Raw genomic sequence first — 18,483 nt, forward strand, 5'->3', positions numbered from 1 at the left:
CAGTGATTGTAACCCCTGACTGACAGTCACCGTCATTCACACGACGCCGCGTCTGTTAAAAAGCGGCTACAGTAAAAACATATAAAAAGAGAGAGTCGGTTATCGTTTAGCGATAACAGAGGAGTTTTGTTATGCCCAAAAATATGAAACTGATCAGCCTTGCTGTATTGGCAGCTTCCCAGCTGGCCTCAGCGGAATCCTTTCAACTGGAAGAAATTGTAGTTACCGCACAAAAAAGAGCCCAATCGGTTCAGGATATACCGATGAGTGTTTCCGCGTTGTCGGAAGATGCCTTGAGAAATGCCGGCATCAATAGCGTCGAAGACGTGAAACATGCGGTGCCCGCGCTGAATATTTTTTCCAGCAATTCTCCGGCACAGTCCAGCATCTCCATTCGTGGTGCCGGTACCGGTGCGGCCGATCCAACCCTGGAACCGTCCGTTGGGGTATTTGTAGATGGTGTGTTTATGCCTCGCAGCGTTTTTGGATTGTCAGATCTGGTTGATATTGATCGCATTGAAGTGTTGCTGGGCCCACAGGGAACTCTCTACGGAAAAAACACAAACTCCGGCGTAATTTCTGTGCACACGAAAGGTCGTCCTGACGAATTTGAACTGGCGATGGAGCATAGCTTCGGCAGCGAAGGTTTACAGGATAGCCAGGTCTCCCTTGGGGGTGTTATTGGTGAGGATATTGGTTACCGCTTTTCTGCGCGCAGTAATCGTCGCGATGGCCTGATGGAAGACGAATTAACCGGGCAAGAATACAACCAGGTCGACAAGCAGTCTTATCGGGCTCAATTGTTCTGGGACCCCAGTGAACAACTGACCACACGTAGTATTGCCTATTATTCTCTCAATGATGCCAATCAATCCCAGGCAGAAGACTTTATTCAGCCCAACAGCGTATTTGCGGGCTATGTTGGCAATGTTATCGGCAGCCTGGGTTTAGCCGCGCCGCAAGGTGACGAGACCGATCGCAAAGTGGCCCACTCTCAAGCGGCGGGCGGCCGGGTAGAAGTTCAGGGGGCGTCCTTTCAGGCGGAGTATGAGTTTGACAGTGGCTACACCCTGACAGCCATCAGCGCCTATCAGGAATGGGAGCAGGACAGTACGCTTACGGACAACGACGGTACACCGCTGGACACCTCAACATCGCGTCCGTCTTTCAACGAAGAGAGCATCAGCCAGGAGTTGCGCATTGCCTCGCCCGGCGGTGAAACCATCGATTGGCTTGCCGGGATGTTCTATTTCAAAAGCGATCTGGAAGGTGGTTCTCGAGATAATCTGTTCTCAACCACCAGCATTGGTTTGCCCGGCGTGCCCAGCCCCGTGACACTAGGCCCGCTTTCTGTGCTGCCATTACTTTCCGGTGGTGACGGCTTTCTTTGGCACCAGGCTTTTCGTTCGGAATCCCTGGCGGCGTTTGGACAGATCACTTGGAATCTTAGCGAGAAAACCTCGATAACGGGTGGTATTCGCTTCGGACAGGAAGAGAAAGAGTTCAGCGTTTTCACGGACAGCTTTGACGCCGACGGTACTGCGTTTCGATACGGCAACGTCTTTAATGGCAGCTACACCGGCGGCACATTTATCCCGCTAATCAGTGGCCAGGTAGCCTTGAATAGGGCCTTGGATCTGGAAGATGATCGCAGTGACAGCGATGTCACCGGGATGATCAGCATCAATCACTTTATCGGTGAGCAGATGCTGTATGCGACCGTGGCCAGTGGCTCCAAATCCGGGGGTTTTAACGGTTCCTTTGGTGCCGAATCCCTTGATCAGCGGGAATACGACAGCGAGGAGACGGTTAACTACGAGGTCGGCGCCAAGATGGACTTGCTCGAAGGTCGCGCACGTTTGAACCTCGCTTACTTTTATACGCAGTATAAAGAGTTCCAGGCCACCACCTTCAATCCAACCACGGTTGTCTTCGGCGTGATTAACGCAGGTAAGCAGATTACACAGGGCGTTGATATCGACGCGACCTATCTGGCGACGGAAAACCTGACGTTGAGTCTAAAAGTGGAGTATCTGGATGCCCGTTATAAAGACTTTAGCGGCGCTAACTGTGCAGCCAATTCCGGAGAGTCTGTCAACGCCAATGGCGAATGTGTTCTGGATGGTGAGCGTATGGAATACGCGCCTAACTGGAGTGGTTCGGTGGCGGCAGACTATGTTTATCCGCTCAACAGTGGTGAAGTTTACGCCCATGCCAATCTAGCATTTAAAACCGAGCACCTTTCAGACCCAACCCGCGCGGCGGCATCGAAGGATACCCGCTACGAACTGCTGAACGCTCGCATTGGCTGGCGCAATGAAAACTGGGATGTGAGCTTTTGGGGCAAAAACATCACTGACGATTACTATGCAACTGGGCACACCAGTAACCTGATCGCCAACCTGTTTGCAACTGCGGACGGAGGCTTGTCTTCCAACAGTTATCGCCGCTGGGTCAATGACCCCAGAACCTGGGGTGTTTCTGTTCGTTATAGTCTGTAACCCAAAGGGGCAATACGTAGGTTCCTGAGGAGCCTACGTATCCAACTTCTACCGTCCAAACAGAACGTGTCGTCAATCGCCGGCTTTGTCCCGAATTTCAAACAACCTTTCAAAGTATTTCTTGTTCTTGGCCGATTCCTCAACATCTACATGCATGGTGTCGCGTTTGGTCAGATGGGAGAACATCTGAATACCGAAGCCCCCATCAAGATCATCCACGATGCGTTTTTTCCACGGGCGGCGTACAATCTGTGTCGTTAAACGGCGGGTTGTTCTACTCTGCAACATCATATCGTCAGCCAGCTCCTTCGCCCGAGGGATCAGTTGGTCTCGGGGCACCACTTCATTGACCAGTCCCAGCTCCAGGGCTTTTTGTGCATCAATCGTATGCCCCGTCAGTAGCGCATAGGCCGCGCGTTTTACGCCCAACAGCTCTTGTAAGCAACTGTGAATACCGTCTCCGGGAACGGAACCGAGACCGGCAAAGTGTGGGTCGAAAATAACCGTATCTTCGGTGCAAATCGTGATGTCGCACATCAGGCAAAGCTCGGAGTGAAAGCCGGGGCCATTCATGGCGCCGATGGTCGGGATTTCCAAGTCATTGATGAGTGACGCCACATTGATTCGTCCATCCTTGTAGGCGTATTCATAGGCCCAATATTCGAGGTCTTCGGCTTCCAGGGCAAAGCCGTCCGGGTCGATGCTCAGCATAAAGTGCGGTCCTGTCCCGGTAAAGATCATAACCTCGTTATCTGGATCAGCGCCTATCGTCTTAAAGAGCTGACCGACGGATCGATGGTTTTCAACACTCAGTTGAATGGGGCCATCGAGCGTGTGAGCCTCTGCCAAAATAACACCGTCGTCACTTCGACTTAGTTTATAGTTTTCTTTAAAGATCTCTTGGTAATCCGAGAACTGAGGTGTGGGAACAAAATTCTGTAATGACATGAGGATATCTCCTGCTTCTCCAAATCCTGGCATGGTCTATATCCTATCTCGAAATGGCGTGGCTCAGCTTCGCGTTGACTGCCATATGATTGGCCGTAGACGACAACCTGCTTTTGCACCTGAAGTCATATCTTTGGCGGGTCGGGGCATACATTCAGAGCGAGTCCTCACCCTATAATAAATTTCAGATTACCCTCGCCACAAAGTGAGTTGATATGCCAATTTTTAACAGTAAGAGTACAATGGCCAAAAGTTTGAAAGGCCTGCACCTTTTCCATTACACCTTCTCCAACTGTTCTCAGCGCGTGCGGTTGGCACTGGCAGAAAAAGGTCTGAGCTGGGCCAGCCATCATTTGGACCTATCCAAAAATGAACATATCACGACCGAATATCAAGCCATCAATCCAAAGGGAGTGGTGCCAACCCTGGTCTATGATGGAGAGGTGGTTGTCGAATCGAACGATATTCTGTATTACCTCGAAGAGAAATTTCCACAGCCGTCGCTGATACCCGATGATGACGCCAAACGCACAGCGATGGAGGCCATCATACACTTCTCGGGAACAGCTCAAACGTCTATCAAGGTCATTACTTTCGACAGATTTTTCCGAAAAATAATCACCTCCAGTGAGGAGGATGTTCGCTTCTTCGAGAGGTATCGCAACAATCAGGAAGTCGTTCAGTTTATGCAGGATTTTCACGAAAACAGCGAAGCCTGGTCGCTGAGGGTAAGCGCGGCTGTTACGGAAGTTGACGCTGTATTGACTCGCCTCGACAAGGTATTGACGCAAAGTCACTGGTTATCTGGAGATGAATACGGGCTTGCAGACATCTCCTGGGTCGTCAATATTTACCGAATGAACTCAATGGCCTACGCTTTTGATCAATGCCCAAATCTGGCCTCCTGGTTTGATCGTGCATCTACAAGAAAGGCCTTTCAAGAGGCTGTAGTACTCTATCAACCCTGAGGCTGGCTCTCCAACCGATGACACCGCGTACCACAATCAATGTAGAAGTGAAAATGATAAATAGTAACTTACATCTCAGCAACTCCAGACTTGCGGCCTTCGTATCACCTGAGGCTCCTCTGGCCGCTTTTCTTATGGTTGTTGTGGTGTTTATCCCTCCGTTTTATGCGGGTACGATGGGACTGGGGCTCAGTGTTGTCGGGCTTATCTTCGGATTGACTAAGCTGTGGGATGTGGTGACGGACCCTGCGTTTGGTCTTCTGTCGGACCGCTGGCAAACTCGCTGGGGGCGTCGCAGGCCCTGGCTCGTGGCATCTGTGCCTTTGATGATTCTATGCACCTATTACGTATTCGTGCCGGACCTGCCCGTGTCGGGGGCCTACTTTGCCCTTTGGATGATTGTGCTTTATATCGGCTGGACAATGGCTTCAGTATCCCACATCTCCTGGGCGGCCGAGTTGTCAAGTGACTATCACGAGCGCTCCAGAATATCCGCATTCAAGCAAGGAGCCGGGTTAGTGGGCGGCATAGGGCTGATGGTGACGGTCGCCATTGCGGATCATTCAGCCGGATTTACAGAATCTGACCGTCTGGCGCTGATTGCCAAGGCTCTCATTGTCTTTTTACCGCTAACGGTCGTGCTGGCGCTGTGGGCAGCTCCAGAACCCGCTATTCAAAGGAGCGTCAAGTCGCCGGTCAGCGGTAAACCCTTTCAGGTTATTTTCAGCAATGCGCCTCTGCGAAGGTTGCTCGTAGCGAATCTGCTGCTGGGAATCGCAACCGGGAGCATTGCGGGGATGTTCTTGTTTTTTGTCAGCGATGTTCTACTGTTAGGAGCCTGGTCCTCCTTTGCTTTGCTTCCCTGGTATTGTTCCGCACTAATCTTTCTTCCTGTGTTTATGAAACTCAGCCATAAGATCGGCAAACACAGAACATTGTGCGTAGCGCTCCTGTATTACCTGATCGCCAGTCTGTCGTTCTTGTTGCTACCTCAAAACAATGTTGTCATCGCCAGTATCGCTCTGTTATTCCTCGGCGCCAATCAAGCGGTGGGCACTTACATTCCGGCGGCAATTATGGCGGATGTTACCGATTATGACGCCGTTAAAAGCGGTAAACAGCGGACCGGACTCTACATGTCGCTATTACAGACCAGCAGCAAAGTGGCCGCCGCACTATCCGTTGGTTTAAGTTATCCAATGCTGAGCATGATTGGCTTTGATGCCTCGCCCGAGGCGAATAATCCAGTGGAGGTTCTAGATGCCATGCGTTGGTTGATTGTACTCTTGCCTGGCTTTCTCTACCTCGTTATTGTCAGAATCATGTGGAATTTCCCCCTGGACGAGGCGAGGCAGGTCATTCTACGCCAACAGCTGACGACCTTTCACAAGGGGAGTGAAGAGCCCAGTTATTAGAATGTTCGTTTTAAGGCTGATCAACTATAAGAAAACAGACCTTAGCCTGCTGCGGTGTTTAGGCATATTCCGATTAGTCACCCTTCCTATTGTTAAAACATCATGGATTCGATGCTAGGATTCATGATATCAGATCAATTTCACCCCGGTGGTCAGTAATGGTATGGAGTAGCAAGGAATCAGAGATCACACCCAGATCGACCGCTACCGTAACGCGGTTCTTGTATCGCCTCTATGAAGGCTCTGGTTTGGATACCGATCTGATATTCAAGCGCTCTGAGATTGATATCCAACAGTTTGATGATCCCTTATACCGAATCCCCCACGACAAACTCATGAGAATGTGGGAGATAGCAGCAGAGTTGAGCGGAGACCCGAACTTTTCACTGCATCTGGCAAGGGATGTTCCAAACGTTTTGCCACTGAATACGGCCGGATACCTGGCGATGTCCAGCAGGAATCTGCGTGAGATGCTGGAGAGCCTTAAACGATACATGAAAATCCTGTCGGATGTAGGGCATCTTCGAATCAAAGAAAGCGACAATCTTGCCAATGTCACCATTGATTTTTCTGGTGGCAAGAATTCTAACAGGCAACATTCCGATTTCTGGCAGGCTTTCTTCTATCGTATGATCAATGCCAATATTGGCGGCGAGATGCCTTTGATCGAGGTTGGGTTTCGCCATGACAAACCACAAGATACCTCAGCTTATACGGAGTATTTTCATTGTGAACTGAAGTTTGGTCAGCCGGAAAACTACTTCCTTTTCCCAAGAGTCTATCTTGACTACCAATTAATAAGCGCCGACCCCTCTATACATAAAATCCACGAACAACAAGCCACCAAACAACTACACGAACTCACTGAGAAGGGCATACTGAATAAAGTCAAAAGGTTGATTTTCGAGTCACTTCCGGCGGAAAACGTCGAGCTAAAGGATATTTCCGAATCGTTGAACCTCACACCGAGAACCGTGCAGCGTCATTTGGCGGATGAGGGAACCACCTTTAAAAAACTAGCTGACGAGGCTCGCAAGGAATACACCATTTCGGAAATAGAAAACACAGATCTTGCTATCGCTGAAATTGCCTATCAACTCGGCTACAGAGACTTGAGCTCATTTTATCGGGCTTTTAAACGGTGGACGGGAAAAACCCCGATTAACTATCGGGAAGAGTTCCTAAAGGGAGATTAAAGAAAAACGCCGCTTTATGGGGGGCATAAAGCGGCGCAGATGACATGACGTGGCGATATCAATAGGTCCAGGTCACGGTGGCGCCATAGGTGCGAGGAGCCCCCTGAACATAGGCTGCACCATCGGAGGTTTGCCCGAAACCGATAAAATCTCTGTTATATTCTTGGCCATTCAAATTCTTTCCCCACAGAGACAGAAACCAGTGCCCATCGGCCGATTCATAGGCGACATGCGCATTGATTATATCGAAGCTGCCTTGCCCGGCATTATTCAACGGATCAAAAAACTGCTCACTGTTATAGGTATAGCTGGTACTGAAGACGAGTTCTCCTTTATCGCTGACCGGCATCACATACTCTGCTGAAAAGTTAAACACGTCCTGGGAAGAATATTCCAGCCGATTACCCGAGTGATCCATGCCACCGGCATCGGTACAGGCGGTCCCTTTGAGGGTTTCGTCTACAGCACCTTCACAGTACTCGTTAAATTCTGCATCGACATAGGCATAGTTGGCCGACAGTGTCAGACCATCAGCAACCAATGCCGTGGCTTCAAATTCAATGCCCTGACTGGTGGCGGTGGCGGCATTCTCTGTCGTTGTTGCACCTGTTGAACTAATTCCCTGTACCTGCAAATCCTGATAATCAATATAGAACGCGGTAGCCGAATATTGAAAACGGCTGTTAAACGCCGAACCCTTGATGCCGATTTCAAAGTTATGGGCTTCTTCCTGGTCAAAGCTCTCGGTGGCGGCAATCAGTGCGGACTCAGGGCCAAAGTTGAACCCACCTCCCAGAGAGCCTTTCGAGTAGGTCGCGTAGAGCATCGTATCTTGAGAGATCTGATAGGTTGCCGTGATCTTGGGGGTGATCTGAGTCCAGCTCTCTTCGATCTCAGCATCACTGAAGGGTTCTTGAACCAGCGTAGGAAAGACATCAGAGGCGCCGTGTACCGCTTCTTTTTTTTCATAGCTATAACGCAGCCCAACGACAATGTCGAAGTCGTCGGTAACGGTGTAAGTGCCTTGCCCGTATAGGGCGAGAGTGTCCCCTTCGAGCTCCATGGTCTGTTTCTGTCTGACGGCTACGCCAACGCCCGGCATATCAATGTGAAAGTCCTCAATACGTTCCCCTTCATCGTGGAAAAGATAGAGGCCGGCCGTCCAGAAAAGACTGCCTCCCAAGGAAAAGCCGCCATCGTCGACCGAAGAGATCCGAAATTCCTGGCTCACCGACCAGGAGTCATCCGCCGCCATGTTGATCACTGACACCGTCGATGGAAAAGGTGTGTAGTCAGGACCAAGCAGACCGGGATGCCAAGTAGGATCCACTATAGGGCGAATATCAAATTCCTTGGCGCTGGGTGAATTGTCAATGTCACGGGCGAAGGAGTTCTTGACGTCTCGATAACCGGTGATGCTGTCAAAGACGATGTTTTCGCCGCTATGTGTTGCCTTGAAGGAAAATCCCTGCGAGGTCTGTGAGCCTTCACCGTCTTCATCCAAAGTGACGTCATAGCGATCATCAGGGGAATAGGTAATTGTTCCCAGGGCACCACCCAAGTTCAAAATGTCGTAACCGCTGGAGCCGACGATGTGCATGGCCGTACCCGGATTGGATGGGTTGTTTTCATAGTCGAAGGTCGCGCGAAGATCCCATGCGTCTCCTTCATATACCAGGGTGGCGCGGCCAAAGTAGCTTTCTTCCAGACTCAGCTCTTCGTCGGTGGTGAGGTTATCAGTGAAGCCATCTCGCTCGTTGCTGCCTGCTAAAACCTTTGCATAGAATTTGTCAGAGACGGGTCCGCCTACCATAAAACGGGTCTGACGCTGATTGTAATTGCCTATGTTGACCGATATCTTTGACTCAAATGTGTCGCCTGGCGCCTTACTGTGAACATTGACCGCTCCTGCGATCGCATTCTTTCCGTACAAGGTACCCTGTGGTCCACGCAGCACTTCTACCCGGTCGAGATCGAAGAAGGCCATGTCCATCGCCGCACCGCGAGCGATGTAGACATCGTCCACAAAGAAAGCCACTTTGGGACTGGCGGCGATGTTGTCACGCACAGAGCCGCCGACTCCGCGAATCACCAGCTTTTGCTCGCCGAGTCTGCCTCTGCTGATTTGCAGCCCGGGAGCGGCCGCAGACAGGTCCTCCGTTCGCGTCACCAATGATTTTTCAACCGTATCCCCTGAAATAGCGGAGACCGCCAAGGGAATCTCCTGCAATGACTGAGAACGCCGTTCTGCAGTCACCACTATTTCCTCAAGTTGAAATTCATCGATGGCTTCTGCTCCGGTTTGAGCGCAAACCGCAGGGCTGAAGGCTACACACGCCGACAGAGCGGCGAAAAGTGGCTTTCGAGACGTATTTATCATTCCTGTGCTCTCCTAAAGAGTGGCTTATTGTCGTTGTCAGGTTTCTCAATCAAGAACTACTGCACGATCTACTCTAAGCCAATCCAGGTGCCCAAGAGTTCGCATCGGCTGACATATGCTTGGCAGCAGACGACATCTGTTGGATATCCGGTTGTTGCGTCAAATATTCCAAGTATAGGATACCTTTTATAGCGGTCTGAAATTAAGACGCTTAGGGAACTTTATTAAATCGATATAACAGTAAGGGGTTCTGAAAAGCTTATGATTATTACAAAACGACTTGGCATTTCTCTCGCGATAATCGGCTGTCTGCGTTTAAGCATATCGGTTGTACTGGCGGGGCCTGAAGTCATTTATACAAACGGCAACGTCATCACTGTTGACGACCAGTTTTCAATGGTAACGGGTTTCGCGATTGAGGGAGATCGTTTTGTTGCCGTAGGCGATTCAGAACGGATAACGGCTCTGGCTGATGACAAATCGACGATTGTGGACCTAAAAGGCAAAACGGTTATCCCGGGTCTGATTGACAATCACAATCACTTCATTCGCGGCGCCAGTCACTGGGGAAATGCATTACGGCTGGACGGCGTTGATACCAGAAAGGAGGCCCTAAGGCGCTTGCGGCGGCACGCAAACCGCCTGAGCAACGGAGAATGGCTGCTGGTGCTGGGTGGTTGGAATGAAACCCAATTTGCGGATGACCCGAGAGGTTTCACCCGCGAGGAACTGGACGGGATTGCCGCAGACCGTCCAGCGTTTATTCAAGCTCAGTACTCGCATGCTTTTGTAAACTCCGCCTTTCTCAAGCGTGTCGGCGTAAGAGTTCAAGCAACTCACGAAGATGAGCGGGTACCCTCAAATGCAACCGTGGACGCTTTGTTTGGACCACCACTGTCACAGCTAGTGGAGAGGGACGAAAATGGCACGGCCACATCCAGAATAAACGGAAAAATGGGTATGGTTCTGCAGGTCAGTACGATTCTGCCTGCCGTGTCCGAGGACGCAGCGCTGGCGGGGGTGCGGTCTGCGCAGCGTCACTATAACTCCCTGGGGCTGACCGCGATTTACGACCCTGCCGGCGCCTTGGCCACGCAGCAGGCTATTGATGTTGTCGAAGAACTCCATAGCAGAGACGATCTCACAGTTCGAGTTTTCCGAACCGTTGCTTTGAGTACGTTGGATTCCGCGGCCATCAGTCGGGTACTTCAGCTGCGGTCGCTGCCGGACTGGTTAAGTAAATTCATTATCGGACTTTTCAATGACGTGGAAAGCACTTCCGCGTCAATCGATATTGTGGAGACTCTTCCCCCTCTGCTAACTGGCAGCGACTTTTACGACAATGTTGCTATCGGTGAAGTGCTCTATGTGCCAATGCATGACTCTGCGGATTCACAGGATTTGCATAAAAGCATCTCGTCTCATCACCGCGAGGAAGTCACAAAACTGCTTCAGGCGCTGTTGCAGCGCGGCCTGGCGGCACAGATTCACGCCGTCCATGAAAGCACGCTTGGTGCCTATCTGGACATCCTAGAGAAGCTCTCAAAGCACTACACGATCTACCCAAATCAGATCACGTTTACCCACGCTGAGGGTGTGAACCGGAAGTTACTCAGTCGTATTCAGTCGTTGGGTATCAGCTTACAGATACGAAGTATGTCGATGATGGCCGCTGCAGAAAATGAGGTATCGATAGTACCGCCATTGCGTGATATTCAAGACAGTGGCGTAGCCTGGGGATTGGGTACGGACGGCACCAAAGCGTCGCAGATTGAGCCGATGCGTACTCTTTACTGGGCCGTATCCGGCCGGGCCATTAATGGCAGACAGATTCTCCGTGAAGATCAACGTCTGTCACGGGAAGAGGCGCTTATTGCACACACCCGATCAAACGCGTTGCTGGTAAACAGAGCCAACTCACTGGGCCAGATCAGGCCCGGTTTTCAGGCGGATTTTGTGGTGCTGGATCGGGACTATCTATCCGTTGATATCGACGAAATCCCGAATATCGGTGTTGAAATGACCGTTGTTGGAGGACGGCCGGTTTACCAAAAGGGACAGGATTGACCGCCGTGTACAACAGCGCGGATGCACGTTCCGGCAATACATTGTCGGTTACAGGAAATCACAGCGGGCAGGGCAACAGGTATCGTTTCCCTACCAACTTGAGGACAAAGATATGAAAGTAGCATTTATTGGACTAGGCAATATGGGCGCAGGCATGGCGACCAATATTCTTGAGGGCGATTTTGATCTCACGGTTTGGAACCGGACCGCTTCAAAAATGCAGCCATTGGCGGATAAAGGCGCTGCCACCGCTCAGACACCCATGCAGGCAGTGGATGGTGCCGATGTGGTGGTAACCAGTTTGATGGACGATAAATCCCTGTTGGATAACCTACTGGCCGATGAAGGCATATTGGCGGGCCTGAAGCGGGGAGCGATCCATGTCTGCGTAACCACGATTTCACCTACATTTGCGGATGAATTACTGGTGATTCACCAAGAGCATGGTTCGCGCTTTGTGGTGTGTCCGGTACTCGGACGGCCGGATGCAGCAGCAGAGGGTTCCCTTATTGCGTTGATGGCGGGCGACTCAGAAGGTATCGACATCGCCAAGCCGGTTGTCGAAGCCTTTACCAGCATGGTCGATGTGATGGGCGATATTCCCAGCCATGCCTCCACACTAAAACTCTGCTTGAACTACAGCGTTATCTCCTGCATTGAATTAATGAGTGAAGTCTATACCTGCGCAGACAAAGCCGGCCTGGACATCAACAAGGTGGCTGGATTCTACCAGATCATGTTCGGGTTCCCAGTGCTGCAGATGTACGCCAACAAAGTCAAAGACAGAGACTTCGACGACGGCGGGTTCCGGATGACAGGTGGTTTGAAGGACATAAGCCTGATGCTTAATGCCGCAAAATCCCTTGGAACCAGCTTCGATATTGGTGAAATCATCAAAAACAAAATGGAAGAAGCATTGCAAAAAGGCATGCAGGACAAAGACTGGAGTGCCATCTACGAGATCTCACGTGCGCGTGCCAATCTAAAATAACCGAGGAATATACAGTGAGCGATAAGATTAAAGGCGGCGAGCTACTGTTACGTTGTCTGCAACAGGAAAAAGTAAAACACATTCACGCCATTACCGACGGTACCTACATGTCCATGTTAGAGCCGCTGGAGCGCCTGCAGGAAGAACTGGGTATTCGTCTGCTCGTGCCTCGACACGAAGCCGCCGCCGCTCATCTGTGCGATGGCTATGCCCGTGTGTCCGGTGAGCCCGCCGTTGTAATGGCTTGTGCCGGTCCCGGTGCGGCCAATCTGATTTCCGGGCTCCTGTGTACTCAGGCAGAGGGCAGTCCGCTGGTCGCCATTACCACGACCCGTCGCAGTGAGATCGGGGATTCCTATCCGCAGCAGGCCGCCATGCAGGTGGGTGATCAACACGGAACGTTCAAAGCCGCGGTGAAGTGGAGCGGCAAAGTCGATCATTGGCATCGAATCCCGGATATGGTTCGTCACGCATTTCGTATGGCGACCACCGGTTGCCCGGGTGTTGCCCACCTATTGATTCCGCAGGATGTGTTAGACGGACTGGGCGACCCTGATGCAGTTGAAATCCAAGCACCGCAGGCTTATCGCTTTAGTGCCCAACTCAAGCAGAAAGCCAATGACGAAGCCATTCAACAGGCGGCAAAAATGTTGGTTGATGCCAACCTGGCAATGGCCTACGCGGGCAATGGCTGCGTAAGAGCCTTTGCCCAGGCTGAATTGAGCGAGTTGGTTGAGTATCTGAGCATGCCGGTATTGAAAACCGGCCACGGAATGTCCGCTTTCCCCTGTGGCCATGAGCTTGCTCTGAATGCAGGCAATCTGGGTGGCATGGTATGTCGTCTGGAGTCCGATGTTGTCCTGGTTATTGGTAGCCGTCTCGGCGAGTTGAGTGCGTTCGGTCGCGAGCCTGCCTGGAGTGACTCCGCTAAAACCAAAATGATTCAGATTGACAGTGAACCCGCCAATATTGGCCTCAACAGGCCGGCCGACATTGGTCTTGTGGGTGACGCAAAAGCGGTACTGGCGCAGTTGATAGAAGCGGTTAAGGGTTTGACTGCGAAGCGCGAGAAACATCCCCGAATGGATGAGTTTAAGGGGTATCAGGCACAAGCCCGCGACAATCTTGATGCGCATATCGCCCAGTATCAGGATCCCCTGTGCGTCGGTACAGTTTACGCTGAATGTAATCGCTTCTATGGCAACGATGCCATTGCCGTAGTGGACGGCGGCAATACGTCCTGGTGGTCTGTTTCCTGTCACCAGGTTAAGGAAGGTGCCATCGCTATGGGCACGCCAAACTATGGCCATCTGGGTGCAGGTCTGCCTCACGCCATGGGTGCCAAATTGGCAGCTCCGGAGCGTCCTGTTTATTGCGTTACTGGGGACAGCGCCTTTGGTTTTAACATCCAGGAGCTGGAGACGGCCGTACGTGAAGACCTGCCGGTAGTCATTCTGGTGATGGTCGACGGCGCCTGGGGGATGGAGAAAACTGCTCAAAAGCGTACCTGGGGTCGAGAGGCGCCTTGGTTTGGCGTCTTCAATGCACCGGAAATACGCTATGACAAGGTCTGCGAAGCCATGGGTGGTCACGGCGAATTCGTAACCACGGCGGCAGAGATTCGTCCGGCGTTGGAGCGTTCTATCGCCGTAAACAGGGTGTCCGTCATTCACTGTGTTATTGATCCCGATTCCAATGTATGGCCTCCGGGCATCGAGATGTGGAATGCATTGCGCTCCGGCAACTTCGAAGGTCTGATCTAATCTCCCGAACAAGGGCTCGGCGTAGAGGTCGAGCCTTTTCATACCCATATCCGGCTTGCTTAGCATAGAGTGGTTATATGTCTTCTTTTGATTTTTATTGCAAAAACTTTATTGACGGCCAATGGTGCAGCTCCGAAAGCTCCCGTACCTTTGAAGTCAGAAACCCGGCTGTGTGGAGCGAGGTTCTGCACCGGTATCCAAAGTCTACCGACAAAGACACAGCCAGGGCCGTGGAGAGCGCTTCCAACGCTTTTGCAAGTTGGAAGTCAGTTGCTTTGTCAGAGAAGTCCACCATCATGCGTCGGATGTGTGAATTGATCCGTGAGCACCGTGATCAGATTGCTGTTACCATCACGCGGGAAAACGGCAAACTAATCAGCGAATCCCTGGTTGAAATCGATAGCGCCCTACTGGAACTGGAATATCAGGTTGGAGAAGGGCAACGGCAATTTGGCACGGCGGGAGAGAGCTTCAAAGGCGGAATACTGGGCCACAGCCGCAAGGAACCTTTAGGCGTTGTCTCTGCCATTATTCCCTGGAACTTTCCCTTCAACGTTCCGCTGAGAAAACTGGTGCCTGCATTGATGGCCGGAAACACGGCGATTCTAAAACCCGCCGGCCAAACTCCGGCTGTTGGAGAAATCGTTACACGCCTGTTTCAGGAGGCGGGGTTACCATCGGGTGTTTTGCAATTCGTCACGGGATCAGGTGCAGAACTGTCTTCCGGGCTTGTGGCGCATCCAAAAATCAAAGCCGTCACCTTTACGGGGTCAACCGAGGTGGGTCGCCAGATTGCGGTGACTGCGGCAGATACGTTTACGCGTACACAGTTGGAAATGGGTGGGAAAAACCCACTCGTTGTTCTGGCGGACGCTGACGTGGACGCAGCGGCAGAGGCGGCGGTGATCGGTGCCTTCTCCTGTGCGGGGCAATGGTGCACAGCCACCAGTCGACTGATCGTAGAGAACAGCGTTGCCGATATCCTCGTCGACAAAGTCATTGCCCGGGCCAAGGAGTTGGTGTTGGGTAATGGAAACGACACAGAGAGTTCTATGGGGCCTGTCTGTGGAAAACAGCAACAACGTCAGATTCTGCAACACATCCATACGGCAAAACACCAGGGCGCGAAGCTGCGACTGGGAGGCTCTCAGGTGATGGAAGGGGAGCTGTCAGAAGGATGTTTTGTGGAACCCACCGTTTTTGACTGTGTTGACGTTTCAATGGATATCGCCAAAGAAGAGATATTTGGCCCTATACTGGCCATTATGAGAGTCGAAGACTACGAAGCTGCACTACAGTTGGCTAACGATGTTCCCTACGGATTGTCCTCCTCCATCTTTACCAGGGACATTGATAAGGCCCTGCATTTTACTGAGCACTCGGAAGTCGGGCTGACCCACGTCAACATACACTCGGCCTACAAAGAGCCGCAGCTGTGTTTCGGTGGATACAAGGATTCCGGCTTTGGATTACCCGAAGCCGGCAGCGCCGGTATTCAGTTCTTTCAGGAAGAAAAGGCGATTTATCTTAAGAAAGCCGACAAATGTGAGCCAGTTCAGTCGTCCCTACGGGTTAGTATCATGTCCTGCGAGTAAGGAGCAACCGAAGGCAGAAACCGAATCACATCCGATAGCTAAACTGCACAGCAACAGTACGCGGTGGTGCCAAGTAGGAGCTATAGGCCGGAGCACCTGTCAACCCATAGGAAAACGGGACTTCGGCACTAAAGGTGATTATCTCCTCATCCAACAGATTTTTACCAAGCAGTGCAATCGACCAACGTTCACCTTGCAGTCCCATACGCAGGTTATAAAGGGTATAGGCGTCCTGCTCGGACAGTTTATCCCTGGCAGCGGTATCGCTCAGATATTGGTCTTGATAGTTCGCGTCCAGCGCTGCTCTGAGCTCCAGTCCCTCTGCCAATTCATGGGTATATTCAAGAGAAATGCCGGCTGACAGAGAGCGATCCCGGTCACCGGTGCGATCACAACCAGCCGAGGTGTCGGCGCCGGATAGCTTAACCGAGGCGCTACAAGTGGCATTTTCGAATTGGGTAAATTCCCAATCGGTGTATGCCAGAGAACCGGTCAGCGTCAGGGATTCCAACAGCCTCCAACGACCGTCCAGTTCCAGACCCTGGGTAACTGCTTCTCCAACGTTGGTAACAACAAAGTTCCGGCCATTAAACGCGCTGCTTTGCAGGTCGGAATACTGGGAATAAAACACCGCCAGATTGCTCTCCGCACGACCATTCAACCAAACACTCTTTAGGCCCAGCTCAAAGGCATCGACGGATTCGTCTTCAAACTCTTCGCTGCTGGCGCGCGATGCCTCAGCGTCAAATCCACCTGCTTTAAAACCCCTGGAAACCGATGCATACATCATATGGTCTGCGTCCAGGTCGTATTCCAGGATAATCGTGGGTGTAAAAGCTCTTTCTCTGCGCTCAGGGTTAATATCGTGGGTAGCAAAAGAGGTGGGCACTGAGCCGCCGTAAATGGTGCTGAGGCCCGTCGCAACTGCCACCATGGATGGCGCCAACTCTGGATTGGCAGTGGCGAAACTGCCCAATGACTCCAGATCCACTCCGGCAAACTGACTGTAGGCAATATTGGCGACGATATCATTGCTTAGATCCGGAAAAGGGCCGGTAATCGACGTCAAGTAATCCACTGCGCTGTTATTCACGGCGCCGGTTAATGCATTCAGGGTATCAACGCGGCGTGAGCCTTTCTTCTGTTCATAGGTATAGCGAGCGCCGATGGTCAGGCGAAAATTATCATCAAGTGCCCAGGTGCCTTGGGCGAATATCGCAGCCATATCACTCTGGGTGGAAAAGTCCGTGTTGAAGATTTTATTGGACAGAGGCGCACCGAGCCCAGGGCCTGCCGTGTCAAAAACGGCTCTTGCCAGGTTAAACTCCGGCGTAATGACCTGGTCGTAAGACTCGAGTTCGGAGGTCTGGAGATAGGCGCCTGCTATCCATTCAAAGTTGTCGCTACTGTTCGAGCTAAATCGAATTTCCTGACTCAGTTGGCGATAGTCTTCTTGCATGTTCTGGTAAAACAGAGAGAACCCGTTTCCGTCCGTGTCGCCGGCGCGTTGTTCGTCGTAGGAGACGTAGCCGGTAATGGCGGCCAGATCAAAATGTTCGAAGTTAGTATTAATCGTCAGTTGGATGTTTTGTAAATCGATGACCTGGTTCTCATCGAGGTTTGAATAGCGCGTGCGATCCATGTCAATATCCTCATGGCCCAGTGCCCCTGGAGAGTAGCCTGCGAGAGTTTCGAACAGCGGGGCGATCTGTGAGTAGTCCATTCCCGTAAAGGGCGCGTTGGGATTGGAGCCATTGTTCAGGTAACCCAGGGAAAGTTCACGCGCTTCGCCGCGATTATCAACGCGAGTTTGTTCAACCTTCAGGAGAACCTCCGTATGTTGACCGGCGTCCCATGCCAGGGTCACACGTCCAGTGTGGCTGTTACGGCGCTGTTCATCGTTACCGGTGTAACGATTGTCAAAATAGCCGTTCGATTCCTGGCCTCGCACTACCAGGCGGGCACGCAATCCATCAACAATCGCTCCAGAGACCACGCCGGTGATTTCTTTATCATCGTAGCGAGCATCATAAGAACCTGTCAGGCTCGCCTCGAACTCTTCCGTAGGCCGTGCGGATGTCAGCGACAGAGCTCCGGCAATACTGTTTTTTCCGAAGAGAACATTCTGGGGGCCACGAAGGACTTCGACGCGTTCCAGGTCCAGCAGGGGAATATTAGCGAGGGTTGCCCGGCTATAGGAAACGTCGTCCATATACAATACGACGGAGCGTTCAATACCGGGATTGGCACCGGAACCGATTCCGCGGATTTTCATAATGGCGCCGACGCCGGATTCAAACTTGGTAAAATTGGGAACGTAGTTGGCCAGATCGTCCAAATTTTCGATGCCGGCCTGGTCCAGTTTTTCGCCACCCACGGCGTTGATTGAGATAGGCACGTCCTGCAGGGATTGGGACCGCTTTTGTGCAGTCACTACAATTTCTTCCAGCATAAAGCCACTGACGGAGGCCGCTCCTGAATCGGCGATTGCAAGCGTACCGGTTAAGACACTGCTTGTGGCCATGGCCAGCACCAGAGGATTGCGGTTAATTCGATGGTTTCGGGTTTTATTCGATGCTTTCATACACCACTCTCTCTTTATCGCTTTTATTTATTTGGCTGTTCAACAATCTGTGAGGGTGAAGTCAATATAATCCTT

At 51.6% G+C, this 18,483-nt stretch carries 11 protein-coding genes; 8 read left to right on the plus strand and 3 right to left on the minus strand.

Annotation, left to right across the window (positions count from 1 at the left end):
* Positions 1–131 precede the first annotated feature (131 nt).
* Complete coding sequence (locus tag HBA55_RS03780; protein ID WP_166987262.1) at positions 132–2,501, plus strand: TonB-dependent receptor; 2,370 nt, start codon at positions 132–134, stop codon at positions 2,499–2,501.
* Positions 2,502–2,573: 72 nt separating this feature from the next.
* On the opposite strand, the gene HBA55_RS03785 is transcribed toward HBA55_RS03780, so the two are convergent.
* Positions 2,574–3,449 carry an enoyl-CoA hydratase/isomerase family protein gene (locus HBA55_RS03785; RefSeq protein ID WP_166987265.1) on the minus strand — a complete coding sequence of 292 codons (876 nt, stop codon included), beginning with the start codon at positions 3,447–3,449 and terminating at the stop codon, positions 2,574–2,576.
* Positions 3,450–3,691: 242 nt separating this feature from the next.
* On the opposite strand from HBA55_RS03785, the gene HBA55_RS03790 reads away from it, so the two are divergent.
* The 3 genes from HBA55_RS03790 (at position 3,692) to HBA55_RS03800 (ending at position 7,028) form a co-directional block, all read left to right on the plus strand.
* Entirely contained in the window at positions 3,692–4,417 is a 726-nt protein-coding gene (locus tag HBA55_RS03790; RefSeq protein ID WP_166987268.1) for a glutathione S-transferase family protein, read from the plus strand.
* A 17-nt stretch (positions 4,418–4,434) separates the two neighbouring features.
* Positions 4,435–5,832: an MFS transporter gene (locus HBA55_RS03795; protein ID WP_166987271.1), complete on the plus strand. Its 1,398-nt coding sequence runs from the start codon at positions 4,435–4,437 to the stop codon at positions 5,830–5,832.
* Between the two features lie 248 nt (positions 5,833–6,080).
* Complete coding sequence (locus HBA55_RS03800) at positions 6,081–7,028, plus strand: AraC family transcriptional regulator (RefSeq protein WP_166987274.1); 948 nt, start codon at positions 6,081–6,083, stop codon at positions 7,026–7,028.
* A gap of 58 nt (positions 7,029–7,086) precedes the next feature.
* Here the strand turns inward: HBA55_RS03800 and HBA55_RS03805 are convergent, their stop codons facing one another.
* A complete protein-coding gene (locus tag HBA55_RS03805) occupies positions 7,087–9,408 on the minus strand; it encodes a TonB-dependent receptor (protein ID WP_166987277.1) in 2,322 nt (773 codons plus the stop codon).
* 261 nt (positions 9,409–9,669) lie between these two features.
* Between HBA55_RS03805 and HBA55_RS03810 the strand changes: the two genes are divergently transcribed.
* From HBA55_RS03810 to HBA55_RS03825, 4 genes are all read left to right on the plus strand, one after another.
* On the plus strand, positions 9,670–11,475 hold the full coding sequence (locus HBA55_RS03810; RefSeq protein WP_166987280.1) for an amidohydrolase: 1,806 nt from the start codon (positions 9,670–9,672) through the stop codon (positions 11,473–11,475).
* 112 nt (positions 11,476–11,587) lie between these two features.
* On the plus strand, positions 11,588–12,466 hold the full coding sequence (locus HBA55_RS03815) for an NAD(P)-dependent oxidoreductase (protein ID WP_166987283.1): 879 nt from the start codon (positions 11,588–11,590) through the stop codon (positions 12,464–12,466).
* Positions 12,467–12,480: 14 nt separating this feature from the next.
* Positions 12,481–14,229 carry a thiamine pyrophosphate-dependent enzyme gene (locus HBA55_RS03820; RefSeq protein WP_166987286.1) on the plus strand — a complete coding sequence of 583 codons (1,749 nt, stop codon included), beginning with the start codon at positions 12,481–12,483 and terminating at the stop codon, positions 14,227–14,229.
* A gap of 77 nt (positions 14,230–14,306) precedes the next feature.
* Positions 14,307–15,824: an aldehyde dehydrogenase family protein gene (locus HBA55_RS03825; RefSeq protein ID WP_166987289.1), complete on the plus strand. Its 1,518-nt coding sequence runs from the start codon at positions 14,307–14,309 to the stop codon at positions 15,822–15,824.
* 25 nt (positions 15,825–15,849) lie between these two features.
* Here the strand turns inward: HBA55_RS03825 and HBA55_RS03830 are convergent, their stop codons facing one another.
* Positions 15,850–18,408: a TonB-dependent receptor gene (locus tag HBA55_RS03830; protein WP_166987292.1), complete on the minus strand. Its 2,559-nt coding sequence runs from the start codon at positions 18,406–18,408 to the stop codon at positions 15,850–15,852.
* Between the last annotated feature and the right edge of the window lie 75 nt (positions 18,409–18,483).

The organism is Pseudomaricurvus alkylphenolicus, from assembly GCF_011683955.1.
Taxonomy (GTDB): Bacteria; Pseudomonadota; Gammaproteobacteria; order Pseudomonadales; family Cellvibrionaceae; genus Pseudomaricurvus; species Pseudomaricurvus alkylphenolicus.